The sequence below is a fragment of the Atlantibacter subterraneus genome (genome assembly GCF_007570865.1).
GTDB classification, from domain to species: Bacteria; Pseudomonadota; Gammaproteobacteria; order Enterobacterales; family Enterobacteriaceae; genus Atlantibacter; species Atlantibacter subterraneus.
This window is the reverse complement of record NZ_VLPS01000001.1, coordinates 798,591-814,840: the sequence shown is the minus strand read 5'-3', so window position 1 is coordinate 814,840 and position 16,250 is coordinate 798,591. Positions and strand designations below refer to the sequence as shown.

Annotated in this window: 24 protein-coding genes; 2 read left to right on the top strand and 22 right to left on the bottom strand. The window is 52.8% G+C overall.

All coding sequences use genetic code 11. From position 1 onward, the window contains the following. Positions 1–23 precede the first annotated feature (23 nt). From FND52_RS03965 to FND52_RS03925, 9 genes are read right to left on the bottom strand one after another with little or no spacing between them, the layout of a single operon-like run. Positions 24–317, bottom strand: coding sequence for a hypothetical protein (locus FND52_RS03965; protein ID WP_144129465.1), 294 nt, complete (start codon positions 315–317; stop codon positions 24–26). Positions 318–326: 9 nt separating this feature from the next. Beyond that, complete coding sequence (locus FND52_RS03960) at positions 327–1,430, bottom strand: major capsid protein (RefSeq protein ID WP_144129463.1); 1,104 nt, start codon at positions 1,428–1,430, stop codon at positions 327–329. An 11-nt stretch (positions 1,431–1,441) separates the two neighbouring features. After that, positions 1,442–1,882, bottom strand: coding sequence for a hypothetical protein (locus FND52_RS03955; protein ID WP_144129461.1), 441 nt, complete (start codon positions 1,880–1,882; stop codon positions 1,442–1,444). 11 nt (positions 1,883–1,893) lie between these two features. Beyond that, complete coding sequence (locus FND52_RS03950) at positions 1,894–3,159, bottom strand: hypothetical protein (protein ID WP_144129460.1); 1,266 nt, start codon at positions 3,157–3,159, stop codon at positions 1,894–1,896. 15 nt (positions 3,160–3,174) lie between these two features. Continuing rightward, positions 3,175–4,941, bottom strand: a complete 1,767-nt coding sequence (locus FND52_RS03945; RefSeq protein ID WP_144129458.1) for a phage minor head protein — start codon at positions 4,939–4,941, stop codon at positions 3,175–3,177. Continuing rightward, entirely contained in the window at positions 4,895–6,244 is a 1,350-nt protein-coding gene (locus FND52_RS03940; RefSeq protein WP_144129456.1) for an anti-CBASS protein Acb1 family protein, read from the bottom strand. Before FND52_RS03940 ends, FND52_RS03945 begins: the two co-directional genes overlap by 47 nt. 14 nt (positions 6,245–6,258) lie before the next feature. Then, positions 6,259–7,737: a phage terminase large subunit family protein gene (locus tag FND52_RS03935; protein WP_144129454.1), complete on the bottom strand. Its 1,479-nt coding sequence runs from the start codon at positions 7,735–7,737 to the stop codon at positions 6,259–6,261. Next, a complete protein-coding gene (locus tag FND52_RS03930) occupies positions 7,724–8,203 on the bottom strand; it encodes a DUF2280 domain-containing protein (protein WP_144129452.1) in 480 nt (159 codons plus the stop codon). Before FND52_RS03930 ends, FND52_RS03935 begins: the two co-directional genes overlap by 14 nt. 32 nt (positions 8,204–8,235) lie before the next feature. Then, a complete protein-coding gene (locus FND52_RS03925; protein ID WP_144129450.1) occupies positions 8,236–8,886 on the bottom strand; it encodes a putative metallopeptidase in 651 nt (216 codons plus the stop codon). A gap of 113 nt (positions 8,887–8,999) precedes the next feature. On the opposite strand from FND52_RS03925, the gene FND52_RS03920 reads away from it, so the two are divergent. Continuing rightward, positions 9,000–9,206, top strand: coding sequence for a HEAT repeat domain-containing protein (locus tag FND52_RS03920; protein ID WP_144129448.1), 207 nt, complete (start codon positions 9,000–9,002; stop codon positions 9,204–9,206). 94 nt (positions 9,207–9,300) lie between these two features. On the opposite strand, the gene FND52_RS03915 is transcribed toward FND52_RS03920, so the two are convergent. Together FND52_RS03915 and FND52_RS21785 are read right to left on the bottom strand one after the other, a co-directional pair. Beyond that, on the bottom strand, positions 9,301–9,546 hold the full coding sequence (locus FND52_RS03915) for a hypothetical protein (protein WP_144129446.1): 246 nt from the start codon (positions 9,544–9,546) through the stop codon (positions 9,301–9,303). A gap of 115 nt (positions 9,547–9,661) precedes the next feature. Further along, the gene (locus FND52_RS21785) at positions 9,662–9,805 is read right to left on the bottom strand and encodes a hypothetical protein (RefSeq protein ID WP_167509320.1); all 144 of its coding nucleotides are present in this window, start codon (positions 9,803–9,805) and stop codon (positions 9,662–9,664) included. Positions 9,806–10,403: 598 nt separating this feature from the next. On the opposite strand from FND52_RS21785, the gene FND52_RS03910 reads away from it, so the two are divergent. Then, on the top strand, positions 10,404–10,607 hold the full coding sequence (locus FND52_RS03910) for a glycogen synthesis protein GlgS (RefSeq protein WP_144129444.1): 204 nt from the start codon (positions 10,404–10,406) through the stop codon (positions 10,605–10,607). Positions 10,608–10,760: 153 nt separating this feature from the next. Here the strand turns inward: FND52_RS03910 and FND52_RS03905 are convergent, their stop codons facing one another. The 11 genes from FND52_RS03905 to FND52_RS03855 all read right to left on the bottom strand — a co-directional run bounded on the left by FND52_RS03905 (position 10,761) and on the right by FND52_RS03855 (position 16,169). After that, complete coding sequence (locus FND52_RS03905; protein ID WP_144129442.1) at positions 10,761–11,111, bottom strand: hypothetical protein; 351 nt, start codon at positions 11,109–11,111, stop codon at positions 10,761–10,763. Then, a complete protein-coding gene (locus FND52_RS03900) occupies positions 11,108–11,644 on the bottom strand; it encodes a lysozyme (RefSeq protein WP_144129440.1) in 537 nt (178 codons plus the stop codon). The genes FND52_RS03905 and FND52_RS03900 overlap by 4 nt, the downstream gene beginning before the upstream one ends. Position 11,645: 1 nt before the next feature. Continuing rightward, entirely contained in the window at positions 11,646–11,945 is a 300-nt protein-coding gene (locus FND52_RS03895; RefSeq protein ID WP_244290536.1) for an SHOCT domain-containing protein, read from the bottom strand. A 155-nt stretch (positions 11,946–12,100) separates the two neighbouring features. Continuing rightward, complete coding sequence (locus tag FND52_RS03890; protein ID WP_144129439.1) at positions 12,101–12,292, bottom strand: hypothetical protein; 192 nt, start codon at positions 12,290–12,292, stop codon at positions 12,101–12,103. A gap of 133 nt (positions 12,293–12,425) precedes the next feature. Further along, positions 12,426–12,686, bottom strand: coding sequence for a hypothetical protein (locus FND52_RS03885; RefSeq protein WP_144129437.1), 261 nt, complete (start codon positions 12,684–12,686; stop codon positions 12,426–12,428). A gap of 683 nt (positions 12,687–13,369) precedes the next feature. Next, positions 13,370–14,167, bottom strand: a complete 798-nt coding sequence (locus FND52_RS03880) for an antitermination protein Q (RefSeq protein WP_144129435.1) — start codon at positions 14,165–14,167, stop codon at positions 13,370–13,372. Continuing rightward, complete coding sequence (locus FND52_RS03875) at positions 14,164–14,301, bottom strand: YlcG family protein (protein WP_144129433.1); 138 nt, start codon at positions 14,299–14,301, stop codon at positions 14,164–14,166. The genes FND52_RS03880 and FND52_RS03875 overlap by 4 nt, the downstream gene beginning before the upstream one ends. An 88-nt stretch (positions 14,302–14,389) precedes the next feature. Then, entirely contained in the window at positions 14,390–14,989 is a 600-nt protein-coding gene (locus FND52_RS03870) for a recombination protein NinG (protein WP_144129431.1), read from the bottom strand. A gap of 2 nt (positions 14,990–14,991) precedes the next feature. After that, the gene (locus FND52_RS03865) at positions 14,992–15,591 is read right to left on the bottom strand and encodes a DUF1367 family protein (protein ID WP_144129429.1); all 600 of its coding nucleotides are present in this window, start codon (positions 15,589–15,591) and stop codon (positions 14,992–14,994) included. Positions 15,592–15,648: 57 nt separating this feature from the next. Beyond that, positions 15,649–15,957: a hypothetical protein gene (locus FND52_RS03860; protein ID WP_244290535.1), complete on the bottom strand. Its 309-nt coding sequence runs from the start codon at positions 15,955–15,957 to the stop codon at positions 15,649–15,651. Further along, complete coding sequence (locus tag FND52_RS03855) at positions 15,945–16,169, bottom strand: DinI-like family protein (protein WP_125293528.1); 225 nt, start codon at positions 16,167–16,169, stop codon at positions 15,945–15,947. Before FND52_RS03855 ends, FND52_RS03860 begins: the two co-directional genes overlap by 13 nt. Positions 16,170–16,250: the final 81 nt, after the last annotated feature.

Sequence of the window (16,250 nt, the reverse complement as noted above, 5' to 3'; positions counted from 1 at the left end):
TAAAAAAACCGCTTTCGCGGCGGTTATTCAGCAGGGAACAGGTTTTCAAGCTCGCCAGGCGGCAGCAGCTCCGAAAGCTTTTCCGCACCCAGGTTGCCTTTGAACTCGATCCCCAGTTCTTTCAGACGTTCAGCAATGATTTCTTTTCGGGATTTCACATCAGTGCCCGCCCCCGGTGTTGCCGGGGTAAGTTCACCGCCCGCTTCCCCCTGCATCAGGCGAAGATGAGATTCCAGCGCAGGATGAATTTTATCCAGAACCAGCACATCACCCACTTTAACGCCATGCCAGCCACGTACGACTTCAAACTTCGGCATAGATTCTCCTTAGTCCAGGTCAGCGCCGTAGACAACGCCGGACAGGCCATCGTCATCCCGCTTAATCTGCAAACCTTCTGCAGACATAATCTGGAAGTTGTAGTTGCTCTGCGGCATCGGACGAGGCAACGGAACCACACCAACCGCCATCCCCACTAACGGCGTGATCACATCCTGACGACGTTCATACGCCAGGAATTCATTACCGGTTAGTGCATAGGTCTGGCGGATATCTTTCACCGGCATAAATTTGCGGATGGCGTCCAGGACATTGCCGCTGATAACGGCGTTCGCGCCGCTGCCGACTTCAATGGTGTACGGCTTTGACAGATTCGCCATGATTTCAGCACTCAGCCACAACACATCGTACGCAGTGACTTTGTTAGCGCGGGCGGTAATGCCAAACGCCCCGGTTGGCCCGAAGAACTCCAGAAGCTGCGCCGGCGTTGCCGTCGTCAGGTCGATGTTTACACCGCCAGCACCGGAACCGAGGTTAATCTTGGCGGTGTTACGATGGTTGCGCATGCCCTGTGCCGGATAGTTCTGAACCTGAATGGTCGGGTTACCGTCGAGATAGCCTTTAACGCGACGTTTATGGAACTTGCGCATCTTCGCCAGCTGCGAATCAAGCACCAGGTCAATACCGACGGTATTGAGGCCCGCAGCAAGACGCCAGTTCACACCATAACCTGCGGTGTAAACCGGGATTGGGTCACCGTCGCTGCCGTATTCGGTGTGGTCAAAAGAAAACGGAGGCTGGCCGTCCAGACTAACCTGCACATCATCGGCGATGTCACCAACGACGTTATACAGCTTGGCTGTTTTGCCAATAGGCAATACCGTCTGTACACCCATCAGGTCGTTGACGATTTCCATCCCGATTTCCTGATCGCGCAGCTGGATGACCTGTCGGTCGATTTCGGCCCAGAATTCACGACCGAGACCGTCACCAGCCAGGGCATTCGCCGCCAGCATTTCAGGTGTCATAAGATTACGGTTTACCGCCATCATGGCGCGGTGCTGGGCATCCCACATGTTACGGTTAGCCCACAGCTCATTCCAGTGCGTGCGCAGGCGGCTGTTCGTCGCCAGTGTTTCAGCAGAAAAATACATTGATGCTCTCCTTAGGCAACGGTCACGCTGGAAGCGCGCGCGCGTATGCGGATGAAGTCAACTGCCGTGGTGGTGACGTCATCCTGGCAGTAGCCGATGACCTGATAGGTACCCGCAGCGGTAGGCACGGCAACAGCCTGACCTGCAACAACCGTAATTGGCTGGTCTTTTTTATAGGCACCTGCAGGGACACGAACAGCGAATTCGCGTCCCTCTTCCAGGTAATTACCCACACCCGAATGACCGGATGGGATCGGATCGGTAATGCCCAGACCTTCGTGATAAGCGCAATCCAGCACATACATGCGTCCAACGGGCGCAGAAGCCTGCGCAAAAAGATCGCTGGCATTGATAACAACAAACGTCCCCGGATTCAGGGACGCGGCAAGTTTTCGGGTTTCCGTCTTGTAGAGCGATTCCCCGTCGATATTAACGCGACGATAACGTGGCATTGGCGTTTCCCTTATTTGAAGTAAGTGGCCGGATCAGGTGCGCCGGTTTCGGTTTGCGCCTGCGCGGAGTTAGTGCCCAGTGGTGCGGCTTCGCCCAGGTTTTTGAACATCGCATCCAGTGCGTCACCTGACAGCGCGTTCGCAACAATCTCGCCGTGAACTTTCGCAACCGCCGCGCGCTTCGTTGCTTCTTCGGCACGGGAGTTAGCGGTCAGGGTCTCAGCGAGCTGCTGCTGGTTAGTCTGAATTGCTGCAATGCTTTCGCTCAGTGGCTTAATGGTCGCGTCGTTATTAGCGGCGATGGCCTCACCAACGATTTTGCGAAGCAGTTCAGTATCTTCAGTGGTTAAAGGCATGTCGCCCTCCGTTTGATGGTTGGTTGCAGGCTTATCCTGCGGTGTGAAAAGGGATTTAACTTTGTTGGCCACGACGGTGACCCACGACTCCTGGCGGGCAACCGGCGTTCCGGTGTCGTCGAAGGTGATTTTTCCGCCCTCTGACGTGTAGCCGAACACCTGGGCGCTGCCGCCGTTGCGGATAATCACCACCTGCGACCCGGTGAAGTCAGCCACCCAGGCATATTCGTTCTCGCCGGGGGCGAATCGGGCCTTGGCTGCACGGTCGAGGCGCTGTTCACGCTCCCGGAAGGATTCGCCCACCAGCGCACCAGAGTTGGCTTTTAGTGGTGTGGCCAGGTCAGCATTCACCATCAGGCCAACGCCCTGCTCGGGTGTGGCAGCGCCGACTTCATGTAACAGAATGGCGTCGTGATCCATGCCGTGGATTTTTGCCACCCACTCAGCACCCAGCGCCGTCTGTTCTTCATTGGGTTCGAGCTGGTCAAGAAACACCGCCACACTGGTGTGAATTGGCGGTACGTCCTCGCCGCGCTCAATGGCTGCCACGCGCTCGAGGAGTTCCCGTCCACCTTCAGATTCGCTGGCCTTGTTCACATCCACCCATTTCTCCAGGTAGATACGATTCCCGGCTTTTTTAACGTTGCGGTTCCACGCGCCGATAAACCCGACATTTAGCCCTTCAGGTGAGAAAGCCGATACAAACTGGCCGTTTACCTGCGGATGACCGAGCGGTGCCAGCGTCCCCTCGAGGCCCGCATAGTGCGCGTCGATTTCAGTGGCAGAATAGAGACCGCCGTTCATGACGACATTGGCCGGCAGCGTGTAACTGGGCAGGATCAGATGATCGCGCCCGTTGTGCACCTCCCGGCGAATAGACTTGCTGTTCACCCGCGTGGTGACGTTGATTTGCATTGGCATAATGATTTCTCGCGGTTAAGTGGCTTTATGGTGACCGCAGTCGCAATGTGAATGATTGGCGATGAGTCCGGCTTTCTGCGCTTTCTCCAGGCGCTTTTTAGCCATATCAATAACGTTCGGATTAAGCGGTATGCCGCTGGCATCCACCAGCACCGCGACCTGCGTGCATTTGCAGTTGCTCGCTATTATTCCATTAGCTATCATAAGGCCTGATATCTCTTCGAGATCGTAAACATGACCTTTAAAGAAATACCTCTCGACACTGACAACATCGTCAATCTCTATAAGTCCGGGTTCTCTGAGCAGGCCATCTCTAAAGTAATTGGAGTTTCCCGCGGTGCCGTTAAACGACGACTTCAGGCTGCCGGGATTGAGCGTAGAGGAAAAAGCACCGCCGCCATCAACAGGTATGCAATTGCCACTCCTGAAGAAAGACGGTTGGTGACTGCCGCCGCCCTCAACGTCAGGAGAGGACAAGTCGATTCCGACGAGGTCAGAGAACGACGCTCCCTGAACCAACGCGCTGATAGAGTCGGCATGTTTGAGAGCGAAATAATCGAGCATCTTGCTCACATGGGTGTCACATGCAACGGGCAGTTGCCAATTGGACCTTACAATGTGGACCTCTCCATCGCAGGAACTACCGTCGCCGTAGAAATCTACAGCACTCACCCCTCTAAAGATCGAATGACCAGACTCCACCAAAGAGCTAAAGACATCCTGAATTGCGGATACTCCATGCTGGTCGTGCAAATCACCTACCCCAATCGTATTTTCGACATTGCTGCCGTATGCGAAAAGATTGTCTCTTTCCGTGACTTCGTTGGCAGCAATCAGTCCCCTGTCGGTCATTACGGGGTGATTAGGGGTAACGGTAAGGTTGCGACCGCTACGAGTCACAAGCTTAACAACCATCCCCTCGTAATAGCTTTTTGAGCCAGCCACAAACCTGCCTTGCACTTCCGTGTCGGGCAGATAGCAGTTGATCGCGTTACCGTCGATGCTGTACCAGTCACGCACCTCTTCTGTGGTGTACAGGTGCCCGTGGCGAAGCGCATGCTTGCGGCGCGTTGTCGGGCTGAACGCTGACAGATGCATAAGCCGGGTTGTAATGCCGTACTCCGCCTCTGCATCATCCGTTTCATCCCACCGGGCGCGGCGTAGCGCTGTTGGAATTTCCGTGCGGGCAATACGCTTAGCCCGGCTGAGTTCAATCCCGGTCTGGCTGGTGAGGCGCTTCGCGATTTCCCTTGGGTTCTGTCCCCGCCCCATACCGTCGGTAAGAATGCGCGCCATGTCCGATTTCATCCGCGCGCTGAGGTTTTTCATCTCCTCAAACACCCGGGTTCTCACCAGCAGCAGGCGGCGCTGGTAGGTGTCGCTCAGCAATAACTGCTGAAGACTTTCACGCCCGGCGGCATAGACCGGCGACTGCTGCGTCAGGCTGGCAAATTCCTGGGCCGTGCCGCGCTGATATCCCTGCCTGACATAATCCCGCCAGAACCAGAAATCGGTCTCGCTGCCACCAAAGAGGATTTCATCAACAATCACCGAGGCGTTGCTGAGAAGCATTGATAACAGTGAGGTGTCCAGGTCGAATGTGTAGCGAAGGTTTACAGCGGGCGATGCGGGAATACGGTCGAGAATGTCCTGGTAAGCTTTGGCAATACGCTTTATCCGTTTGCCGAACTCGTTAATCGCACCGCGCTCGAGGCGGTCTGCACCGGTGGGATCGTTAAGGTTTCCCGGCAGAATCGGAGGTTTCGTTTTCCTCTTCTTCATCGTCTTCCCCCAGAGGTGCAGGCGAGCCCTCATACCCGGCAGCGACGCGGATTTCTTCTCCCGTGAAGGGCTGTTCACCGGTGGCGATCGAGGCGCTGTTAATTTCCGCCATCGTTTTGGCTGCGGCCAGCTTCTCGGCGTCAGTGCTGGCATTCAGGTCATCCCAGATAACCGTCTTCTGCGGCACCGGATCGAGAATGCCCAGCATCACCAGCTTGTCACACAGGTCTTCAATGTCGAAAGACAGGTCGCCGCGCCGGGACTGACAGCGCGCGTTGAAGTATCGCTGGTCTTCGGTACTGGCACGTTCGCCCGTCTGCATGCCAACGAGGATTTTGGTGGGGATGTCCAGGGCTGCGGCAGCCGTCTGCAGGTTTACGTCATAAGTCGGGCCGGGGTCGGCTACCGTGGTTACCAGCGGTGTGACAGCTGCGCTCTGTGTCGTCAGTAGCGCATCATTACCCCGGTTAACCTCAACCGCGACTTCATTAAATTTTTCCTGGAGCTCCGCAACATTTACGCCATATAGCGATGCCAGATTGTTGAAGTCGATTTCTTTATCGAAGTTGATGCTCAGCTGACGCGCGGCGTTCTTCAGGAATGATTCACCTGAACCGCCTTCCACCTTCTCCAGGCTGACGAAAGCGTTATAGGCAGGCTCCAGGAAACCAATAGCGTCGGGAGAATAATCACCCAGGATAAAAACGCGATCCGGATGAACGTCCACGCGCCGGATGGCGCCGTTCGCCAGTTGCTCGATGTACTGCCACATTTTCGGCTGGCCGTAAGTGCGGGAGTTAAGACCTGTATCCCAGTCCTTAACCTTAATTGTTCCCGCCCAGGCAACGGTAATTTTCTCCAGTCCCCGCCCTCTGGTTACAGGCAGGTTCCAGTCTTTGCCGTCCCGTACATGCAGCAGAATGCCGGAGTAACGCCCCACCAGCCGCCGTAAATCGGCATCGGCAAACGAACGCCAGAAGCGATGCGTTAACACAGTCTTTGCCTTCCGTTCCCAGGCTGTTTCCTTGCGGGTCTCGTCCTGCTCATCGCCTTCGATAATTTCCGGGTTGCTTTGCCAGCACGCGCCGATCAGCTTTTTGACCGCGCCATGGGCAATACCGCCACGCCGGTACAGGCTGTAGAGGTCATCGAAGGTAATGTCGTCTTTGAATCCGTACTCGCACCACGCTGTACTGCGCTTTGAATCCAGTCCCATGGTTGGATTGGCGGCCATCATACGGGCGCGCGCAAGCCTGGCATCGTTCAACGCATGGTTGACAGCCAGCTGAAGATTTTTATTCATGCAGGGTCCGTAAATTATCTGAGGCGTTTCGGGATCATCATGCCAATTGCCTGCGCCCCGCCGAGTTCGGTCAGCGCATACACAGCGGCATCCAGCCGGTCGGGTGACTTTTTGGCGGTGGCGGGCACGTATTCCATTAGCTGGTTTTCCAGTAGATAGAGATTGCCGTGATGAGCTACGCGCCCCTGTTCGTAGAGCGCGGATATCGGTTCGGCGCGGGCGAATTTACCTTTATTGGCATGAACACGAATAATGCGGCCTTTGAACCCGGCGTTACGCAGTGTTTCCTCCGCCATATCGCCGCCCTGGTTCGTTTCGATGACAATCGCATCAGCACCATGCTCTTCGTAGGCCCACATAGCCTTTTTAGCCCAGCCAGCCGGTGAGTATTTGGCGCTGTAATCGCCATCCACAGAGAACTGTTTTTTATCACCAGCACCGTATGCGCTGGCGGCCACAATCCCGGTTTCGTCGCTTTCATCGCTGTTCGTGGCCTGCGGGTCAATCGCGATAACCGTACGAACCTTATCAAAGCGGATCTGCAGATCGCGCGCGGCGCTAATCATCGCCTCAGTCCACAGTGCGCCCTCTGCGTTAAATTTGCGGGGCTTCTGCATGTACTGCGCCTCAGCAGTTCGCCGGTGCGAGAACAACGACACGCGATGCGATTCGTTGTGCTTGAACGGCCAGAGCCAGCCATCAGGCAGGCCGTGCTCAATCGGGATAGCGTGAGTGTTTTCCGGGTATTGCGCCGAATACGCCTGGCTGTTATCGATAATCACAGGCAGATTAAGGTGGTGCCACTTTTCACCGGAGCCACCGCGCAGCAGGTATCCACTGAGGTCGTGGTAGTGGATGCGCTGCATAATCACAATCATCGGCGTCGTTTCTACAGCCAGACGTGATTTGATGGTTTCGTTAAAGCGGTTATTCACACCATCGCGTACTGTCTCACTGTAGGCATCATCAGGCTTTACCGGGTCATCAATAATCAGCGCACCCTGCCAGCCAGGCTCCATGTGTCCGGCACGAAAACCGGTAACCTGCCCGGCAGCTGACGACGCGTAAACCCCACCACCGTATTCGTTCCACCACATCGCCTTACTGTCGGCGTCGTCACGCAGCGCCATCGGCCACATTGACTGGTAGGCCTGGGATTTGACCATGCCGCGTGCAGTCGATGAGTTCAGTAGCGCCAGCTGGTGGGAGTATGACAGGTGCATAAACCGGGCGCGCCGGTTCAGCGCCAGCCCCCGTCCCATCATGTTAATGGTAGCCAGCTCGGTTTTGGTGTAACCAGGTGGAACGTTAATGACAAGCCGTTTTATCTCGCCATCTATAACTCGGTTCAGCGTCTGCTGAATAACTTTGTGATGTGGTGCGACAATCATCTTGCCGCCGGTGCGCTGCTTGAAGAAGTAGCGGGCGTAATACAGTCCATCCTCTTCACATTCGACCTTACGGGCAAATGCCTTTTGCTCAGCAGTCGTCATCCTCCATCATCTCCTGCCTTGCGGATTTGTATTCCTCTTTGCTCATGGTGATCGTCTGGATAGCGCCACCGTTCGGCCCGGAATGCTCGAATTTATGTTTGTTGGTGTAAGCATCACCACACTCTTTTGCAGCCTGCTCAATCAGTGACGCTGCCAGCGCCATATTCCGCATTGTCTCGGCCTTCGTCATCATTCGGTCGAGCGCACGCAGCCGGTACGCCTTGTTGGCGATCGGGATGTCGGCGATCTCGTTCTGGAAACGGGTGCGGGTGGCGTTGAACATTTCCACCCATCGGGCGGCTAACGCCTTGCCGCTGGCCTTCGTGGGGTCGTAGGCTTCGACCTGCTGGCGGGTAATTTTTACCTGAAATTCTGCCTGGACAGACTCAACAACCTGAGAGGGGCTACCGAAGCACGCAAGCGACTGAACTATATAGGCTTTTACATCATTTTTTAGAGCCGCCATAATTCACCATTCGTCCAGGTCAGTCCAGGTAATCAAGCCAGTTTCAGCAAGCAGGTTCCACATGCTCTGGCGATATTGAGATGGGCCACTTCCGCAGGCCTGTTTGCTGCGTTAACCAACTGTTGCACATCGTGACTGGCACCGTAGCGGCGAACGACGCCAATGAACTCTTCCACATCGTGGCCGCGCAGTTTCAGTTTGGGTAATCCACTGTCCCGGTAGAACTTCGGCGCGCCGAATTCATCGGTTTCCTGTGCAATGTGGTACAGCTCATGCTCTACCAGCGCGCAGAACTCCAGATCGGAACATTGGGCGCAGTAATCGGCAGCCAGGGTGATAATGAAATCCGGGATGCGTCCGAACCATTCGTACATCTGCTGTTCCATTCGGGCCTTTTGCCAGCCACCAGCGCGCATCATTACCTCTTCGCACTGGCCCAGTACTGCGCGCCCCTTCTTCGCGAATGCATTCGAAGCCCACATGAATACGATGTCAGCTTCCAGTAAATGAAAATGGTCAGGGTTATGCAGGGTACCTTCTTCGCTCAGTATCGCGGCATGTATCCACTCGTGGACACCCTCTGCCGGCACAAGGCGGATGTAAGGTTTGAAGTCCGGATTATCGATAAACATGGGCGGTGGGTATGGCCGCTGCTGGATCTCATCCGAGGCCGGTTTTGCCATAATTCCTCTGTTTTTTGTTGGTGGGCATTAGTAAGTTAAAATGCTGATGCACTCGCGATAGCAAATCTCCAGCTTGCCGGTGAATGACACTTATTTAATGAAAGGAAATAATTATGAGCATGCCACACCCGATAGCTAACACCCTTTTGTTTCAGATGATGACCCAGTCAAAAGATATCAAGCTTGCAGCTATTTATGCTTTAGGCGAAGGCAAATGCCAAGCGGAGAACATTGCCCAGGAATTACATAAACTGAGCCAAAGCGATGATATAGACATTAGAATCGCAGCCATTAAGGCGCTTGGTCGGTTCTATCGATAAATACTATGATTCCGTCATTACGATGGATCTGCTCATGGTAATGACAATTAAAAAACCCCGCTATTGCGAGGCTAACTTGAGTCAAAACTTGAAACTACGAAACGGGATTAGGCTGATATTTCATAATGGCCCACTCGATATCTGAGAGCGACGGCTCGACAATCGGAAATCCAATCCAGTAATTTTTACCACTGAATGATCGATATTCTAAAATTGAGAAAACGGCTTCGCGATGGCGCGGATCGTTTTCTTCAGGGGTGTAGTAATAACGATGCACCCCATCTGCCACTTTTCTTACTTCACCGTTCCACCCCTCACCGAACAGCATAACGTCACGCATAAAGCTTCTCGTTTGTAGGTATCCTTTAACGTCATTATAACAGGGACTCAGTGAATGCCTGCTGTAATGTCCAGCGTGATGGCAATAAAAACCGCCCGTAGGCGGTTAGTTTTTGTTATGGCTGTTTATCACCAGATTCAGGTGCTGAGCCAGTATCGTCTTTCTTGTCTCTACCGGTTTGCCCTGGCTGGTCGTTTTTGACGTTATCAGGAACAGGACTGTAATCAGGATGGTCCCCTTCGACTGGGCGATCGGTCATACAAACCTCCTTTCTGGTTAGGAAGTCTTAAGTGTAGACAATCGGTGAGCCTTATCTGCGGAAAGGGAGATAATCATCTTTATGCATATATAAAATAAGTTATAAATTTATTACGGCTTCGCTTATGGGAGATATCTCATATCAGTGCAGCGGCGCGTTGCTAAGTTTAAAAGGTAACGAAATGCATTTGCATACCCTCTGAAGAATCTGGATTTCCTTCCGTCTGAGGGTTTTTTTTCGAAATCATTTCAATAAACCAGGATTTCTCCTAATCAGCCCACTTACTCTTGTTAACGAAAAGTTAACGGTCATGCTCAGGTTTCCTGCAACAACAGGAGCTGAAAAACGAACGCAAGCTCTTTGCCATTGAGAAAAGAATAAGAGTACGAAGTACTGTCAGCTCTACTCCGACTCGCCCTCCAACCCGAGGGCTTTTTTTATTCCCACAGCATCGCACATAATCCTGCAAAACATCCGCTTGATCAGGCGCAACGTTTTTTTGCATCCATGGGTAAAATCACTCCCGCTGACTCTTTTCTGAGCCATACTTTCATTAACACATCTTCCCTTTTTGGATCGTCCAACAGAGGAGGAATGTATGCAGGTAGTGAGTAAAAAGTGTGTTGTATCTTCCCGGGATTTAGATTTCCTTGCCTACAGCTTTGCCCGGATGCGTTTCCATGGTCGACATCTGTGTACTGATGCGATAACCGGTAACATGGATGAAGACTGCAGGATGTGGTTTCTGAAGCGTTATGACTTTTACTTTGAACAGCTAAATGAAAAGGAGCTGACTGAGTAACCATAAACCGGGTAGCAAAAGCTGCCCGGTATGCAGCCTTAAAGCAACGCGTTATACCAAGCCTGCCAGCGATATGTGTTGATCCGCAACTGGCGCAAACACTCCGCCGTCTCGATGTCTGCCTGCAAATCCTCATCGCTGTTTGCCCCGGCATTACTTGCCCTGCACGGTTCCTGCATCAAATCCGCTGATGGAGTTGGCAGCGTCGATGGCACGCTGGCGCAGCCGCACAGACTCATCATCAAAATCACACCTGGTACGATCCGGAGACTGAACATATTTCACCACGTCGCGGGTTATGGTTCGGTAGATGACCTTGCCTTCATCGATGGCCTGAGCCGCTTTCCGCTCAACAGGCTGAATAGCCTTTTCTGCTTTGGCGCGCTTATCGGCGGCGAGCGTGTTAATGTGATCTGCGTGAGCGCTCCAGCCGAAGCGCCAACTGAGCAGGCCTGTGATACAACAGAGCACGGCACATAGACCAATCACGTAGCGGATCTTCATTTATCGAGTCCCCAGCACGCCAGGGCGCTTTCCTGATCCCGTCGCTCCACTTGCCCGTAACAGCCGTTCTTCTGACCTTTAGTTAAGCGGCAGTCTTTCCCGCCGTCGCGGATCCACCAGCGAATGGCTTCGCACGCTCCTTTACGGTCACCAGCATTAATGCGCTTGTAGAACGTCGACGGGAAGCATTTGCCCGGACCAACGTTATACGGACAGAAGGAAGCGATACCGGCTTTCTGTGGCTCGGTCAGTGGAACGCTAATATTTCTTTCCACCCACGCCAGCGCTTTGTCGCGCTCAACAGCATTTACCTGGTCACATTTAGCCTGCGTTAACTTCATTCCCTGTCGCACTGACTTCCCATCCACCTGCGTAGCGCCACGGCAAATTGTCCAGATTCCTGAACCATCGCGGTAGGCAATAAGGCTGCTGCCTTCTTTCTCGTCGAGGAACTGATCGAGGATCACAGGGGCAGACGCACCGGCCAGAATAAGTCCAAGCACAGCGGCGCTAAGCTTATTTCTCGATGCCATTTTATTTATCCTGCGGTTGCATTACCGCGTCGATGTCCTGAACGATTTTTGCCGCTTCAGGAATGCTGTTAACGTCACCACGGGCATATGCGGTTTTGAGGATATCGGTACGCTTACGCTCCTCTTCAATAACTGCCATGTTGCGCCTGTTATTGGAGCGATAAGTCAACCAAGTAAATAACGCGGTCACCACCGCGCCCAGTGCAAACAGTGTGTCCTGTAATGTCAGCATGGACAGAAACCCTGTTATGGCGCTCCAGAAATATGACCAGAATCCATTGCTTGTATTCATACGGTACATGCTCGTCACCTCGCTATTTGTGCGGGTGCTGTGAGTAGTCGAAGGTTCAGGCCACGGACACTCGGTTTAGGGCGTGATGGGGGTTGATTGTCCGGGCCTGAAAATAAAAAAGGCCGCCCGAAGGCAGCCTGTTTGAAGTTTGAATATTCGATATCTTACGCTGGTGGATGTAATGGGCCTTCAAGTACTTTAGCTTCGCCATCAATCGCAACAGCTTCATCCGCATTAGCAAAATGCCAGACTCCACGAATCTTTTTACCGGTCACGTAATCCCGGGCCTCTTCATGGGAGTAATAAGCGATCAGCTTTTTCCCGGCATAAAGAACCCAGTAGAACCCCTCTTCCATCCTGCCTCCTGAAGTAACGTTCACAACAGCCAGACGCTGGAATTATAGGTAAGCATTGCTAATCAGAAGCGTGAGAGTGATCGATTAAATACTAAATACAAACCTGCTAATTAACTTCTGTTTAGCAAAGCGGTCAGTGCAGCATATCGCGCTTAATAACCTCTTCCGGAAGAGGTGTTGCCGCAAGGTTGGGAAGATCCGCCTGGGCAAACTCTAGCTGTATAAAGCGTAACTCTGACATACGTACTTCGGCTCCATTCATGTACCTTGCATAACGGGTACCCTCAGAGTCTGTTACATCAGAGACCAGAACTGGATAAAGTTTTTCCAGTCCGGATGGCTGGATGTGCTTGATAAGCATCGGAATTGGATAGAAGGTACGGGGAGTTCGCATTGGAATGCCTGATAAAGGATAGGTACCTGAGCCTAGCACTTATCCCATGAATAGATAGTTTTTATCTATAAAAACTTATCAATTAATAAGAAATACCTAAATAAAAAATCTTTATCAAATTTTACGAAATTATGCTGCTCGAAAAGCAACCGAGCTGATAGTCATAAACGCTCGCGTGGATCAAAGCCCTGGATGCACTGCAGAAAAACCCCTCTCTGATATTTCTGCGCCATCAGCACATAAAAAAAGACCTGCTCGGACGAACAGGTCATATCAGGTAGAACATCTCTCGACGGCGCCAGGTGCCTCCCGGTGAAACGCTGACTGGATGCATCGTTTCGCATGCTTAATCAATTACAGATTATCCAGTAATGCCCCTCCGCTCAGGGGGATTCGCCATCATTTTTTATTTTAATGACTGTCAAAGAATGCTCTTTAATCGTAGTGCCCGCTTCGATGATTTCAACTCTGATAGTTCATATTTAGCCACTCTGCAGACATGATCACAAACCGGCAAAATGGGTTCCGCGTCACTCCCCGCACTTTGTCTTATTAGCGTAGGGAGTCCATAAAGTAAAAAACCCCGCCGCAGCGAGGTTCTTAATCTGGTTAACGTCACGGGCGTAATATCCCATCGTTGAGACGAGATTAGCCAAATTCCGCCACGTTTGCAACATGCTAATTTAATGCGTCACCCTGCTTAAAACACTTTGTGCGAGCGATTCCTCAATGTGACACTGCTCAACGAGTCGATCGAACAACAATTTATAGTTTCGCCGCCAGGTGGTTTCTGTTACTCCGAGCGCCTTAAATACCTCCGTATCTTTAAGCCGGGGGAAGCCGCGCCCTTTGCATCTGGGGCACTGTTTGTAAACCGGCACCCCCTGTAGCTGTGATTTCTTTTTATCGAGCACTTCGCCACGTCCACGGCAACGGCATTCGTTCTTCACCTTTCCTTTCCCGTTACAGGGCTGGCAAATCACCCGCACCTGTTCGCGTACCGGTTTCCATTCTTCCCAGTCGGAAGGTGAGATCCCTTTTGTGGTCCTCACCCACTTCGGCGGTTTGCCGTCAGGCCAGGTAACCTTGTTGGTAAAGACCTCTGCATCAATAAACCCCTCCCCAGCACAGCTCTGGCATGTCACCAGACTTGCCGCGCTCAGTGAATAGTCGCGGAATACAAAACCAGCCAGAATTCGCAGGAAGTTTTCTCGCTCTGCTGCCGTCATTTTCTGAAGCGACTGGTTACGGCTGGCGCGCCGTTCTGCCAGTCGGGTTAAAAACGCAATGATGTTATCCGGTGCCAGCACCCCTGCTTTGGCGAGATACAGTTCGATACCGACAGATGCTTTTGAATTCGCCAGGCCCAGCGCGGCCATCACATCGGTTATTGAAAGTGCGTCGCCGCTCGTCCCACATGAAACGGTGCCGGGAACCATTGATTTCGGCGCAAAGTACTTCGGTAATGACTCCAGGTTCATCCGGCAATCCTCATTGTTTTGATATAGTTTTTTAGAATTCGGTAATCCGTTAACACCGAACCGCGAAAGCGGCAGATGCGAAGACGTTTCCAGCGCAGCCGTAGATGATCGGCAAAGTAGTTTTCAAATCTCACCGTTTTCCCTCTCTCGTTGCGAACCAGTCCCGTGCGTAGCCGAACGCCAGCAGGGCGGCCCAGCCGATCTGGTAATAATTTTCGATAGTCATGCGGACTCCTGCTGTTTCAGTTCTTTGAGCTTTGCGCGGTACTCATCGCGGATACGGTTGTAGTCGTCACGACCCCACTTCGGCAATTCGTGCTGCCCCATCAGTGCATCAAAGCGCGCCTGCCCTATCTTCAGGATGAGCGCCGGGCGATAGTTGATAAGATTTCCTGACAGGTGGTTATTGCAGGGGGCACACTGCCGATGGCAGTTGTCTTCGTTGAAGCGCAATTCCGGATTCGCCCCGGTCGTGCGGAAGTGGCCGGCATGATACTGACCGTCGTGATACCGCCCGCAGCTGATGCACGGGAGGTGTCGATCGCGGCACCGGATGAATTCGTTAAAAGCCTGCTGGGCCTGTCTGATGAAATAGCTGAGCGGCTTAACTGCCTTTCGCCGTTCCGCCTGGCGTGCACGCTGCTCTTTCTCCTCTTCGCGCTGGCGCTTCTTCTCAGCACGCATAGCATCGGCCTGGTTCTTTGCGGTCTGCTCTTTGCCTACAGCGCTGGCGCATTCGAATGAGCAAACGACCTGCTCGTTCCGTACCGGGTGAAACCACTCCCTGCAGTGGATGCATTTTCGACGAGGTTTTTTAGCCATATTCACCCCGCAAAATTCATCAGTTGCGCGGCGGCGTTCTCGGCCTCACGCTGGTCGCGAAACACGCGGGACAGGATCCAGCGCCACAGCACATCCAGCGCGGCCCGGTAGAGCTGCTGGAACTCGGTCTCGTCCATGCTGGCAAATGAAATGCTTCGGGGGTGTTTACGGAGGGTGCCGTCAGGCAACTGGATAGTGTCGAAATGCCCGGCCTCAATGGTTACCCAGGCACGATAGGCATCGAAAGATTTGCAGAGGCTGATGCCGTTGGTAATGCGGCGGCTGGCTACCTGTTCCAGGTACTGCTCAGCGGCATCCATTAGCGCGCTTTCGTTCCCGCCAAAGGCGGCAAGGTATCTGGCGTAACCGTTAACAAGTTTGCGTTCGTTGGACGAGATGGCGCCGCCGGCAGGCTCCCAGTAATCAAAGCCCAGATTAAGTAGCGCGAAGAACTTACGGTGAAAGGCGGGGTTTCGAACCTGTTTAAAGTCAGCGGCCAGTATGGCCCCGAGCTTACATTTTGAATGCAGAAAATCGCTGGTCTCAGGCGTAGCCGGGATCAGGATTCCAGATGATTGCTTGATTAATTGCAAGTGCGCCATGGTGTTCACTCCGTGGCGCTTTGCTGCTCCGATTCCGCTGTTCAGGCGGAAAGTAGATTATGGCAGTCTCGGCTTGCGAAGGTCAATAAAACCAGCCTCGACAGCCATTTCCAAAAATTCACTCATAGTGAGCAGGTGCTGCTTTTCACGTACCCTTTCCAGGCTCGTGATCCGTCCCTCTTCACAATTGACAACGAACCGGCCTCCCTGTCTGATTATGTCTACCGCTTCGGCGATGTCTAAATCCACAAAATCCCCCTGAGCGACATACAGACGCAATTGACGAAAAATCAGCAGCCGCGCATGGATGATTTGTGATTTGTCAAAGGACTGCAGGCTGCAATAAAAAACACTCAGTAGAACCACTCGTCAGCACTTTCCCAGGTTTCCTGCAGAATATTAGCAACCTCGTCTTTATCGCCTCCGATAACACTGAGCCCGTCATTAGGTGCCCGGCGAACGGTGAGCTTGCACCCTTCGAAGCGTTTGTTTAATCGTTTTAAAAGCTCGTTTTCCAGCGCCGGGATCGCGCCATCAGGCAGTTTTTTTGTACGTTCGATAGTGACTTCAACCTTCATGATCATCCCTCTCATAAAAACACTGTATAAATAAACAGTACACCCATACGGGAGATTGATCAACTTGATAAGCGCGCAAAT

Coding starts and splice junctions, on each gene's coding strand:
- FND52_RS03925 (WP_144129450.1), bottom strand. CDS start 8,886: ATGGCAAAACCGGCCTCGGATGAGATCCAGCAGCGGCCATACCCACCG.
- FND52_RS03950 (WP_144129460.1), bottom strand. CDS start 3,159: ATGCCAATGCAAATCAACGTCACCACGCGGGTGAACAGCAAGTCTATT.
- FND52_RS03955 (WP_144129461.1), bottom strand. CDS start 1,882: ATGCCACGTTATCGTCGCGTTAATATCGACGGGGAATCGCTCTACAAG.
- FND52_RS03895 (WP_244290536.1), bottom strand. CDS start 11,945: ATGTACCGTATGAATACAAGCAATGGATTCTGGTCATATTTCTGGAGC.
- FND52_RS03865 (WP_144129429.1), bottom strand. CDS start 15,591: ATGGCGCACTTGCAATTAATCAAGCAATCATCTGGAATCCTGATCCCG.
- FND52_RS03930 (WP_144129452.1), bottom strand. CDS start 8,203: ATGGCGGCTCTAAAAAATGATGTAAAAGCCTATATAGTTCAGTCGCTT.
- FND52_RS03910 (WP_144129444.1), top strand. CDS start 10,404: ATGCAGGTAGTGAGTAAAAAGTGTGTTGTATCTTCCCGGGATTTAGAT.
- FND52_RS03900 (WP_144129440.1), bottom strand. CDS start 11,644: ATGGCATCGAGAAATAAGCTTAGCGCCGCTGTGCTTGGACTTATTCTG.
- FND52_RS03940 (WP_144129456.1), bottom strand. CDS start 6,244: ATGAATAAAAATCTTCAGCTGGCTGTCAACCATGCGTTGAACGATGCC.
- FND52_RS03905 (WP_144129442.1), bottom strand. CDS start 11,111: ATGAAGATCCGCTACGTGATTGGTCTATGTGCCGTGCTCTGTTGTATC.
- FND52_RS03935 (WP_144129454.1), bottom strand. CDS start 7,737: ATGACGACTGCTGAGCAAAAGGCATTTGCCCGTAAGGTCGAATGTGAA.
- FND52_RS03870 (WP_144129431.1), bottom strand. CDS start 14,989: ATGGCTAAAAAACCTCGTCGAAAATGCATCCACTGCAGGGAGTGGTTT.
- FND52_RS03920 (WP_144129448.1), top strand. CDS start 9,000: ATGAGCATGCCACACCCGATAGCTAACACCCTTTTGTTTCAGATGATG.
- FND52_RS03890 (WP_144129439.1), bottom strand. CDS start 12,292: ATGGAAGAGGGGTTCTACTGGGTTCTTTATGCCGGGAAAAAGCTGATC.
- FND52_RS03915 (WP_144129446.1), bottom strand. CDS start 9,546: ATGCGTGACGTTATGCTGTTCGGTGAGGGGTGGAACGGTGAAGTAAGA.
- FND52_RS03965 (WP_144129465.1), bottom strand. CDS start 317: ATGCCGAAGTTTGAAGTCGTACGTGGCTGGCATGGCGTTAAAGTGGGT.
- FND52_RS03885 (WP_144129437.1), bottom strand. CDS start 12,686: ATGCGAACTCCCCGTACCTTCTATCCAATTCCGATGCTTATCAAGCAC.
- FND52_RS03880 (WP_144129435.1), bottom strand. CDS start 14,167: ATGAACCTGGAGTCATTACCGAAGTACTTTGCGCCGAAATCAATGGTT.
- FND52_RS21785 (WP_167509320.1), bottom strand. CDS start 9,805: ATGACCGATCGCCCAGTCGAAGGGGACCATCCTGATTACAGTCCTGTT.
- FND52_RS03960 (WP_144129463.1), bottom strand. CDS start 1,430: ATGTATTTTTCTGCTGAAACACTGGCGACGAACAGCCGCCTGCGCACG.
- FND52_RS03945 (WP_144129458.1), bottom strand. CDS start 4,941: ATGAAGAAGAGGAAAACGAAACCTCCGATTCTGCCGGGAAACCTTAAC.
- FND52_RS03855 (WP_125293528.1), bottom strand. CDS start 16,169: ATGAAGGTTGAAGTCACTATCGAACGTACAAAAAAACTGCCTGATGGC.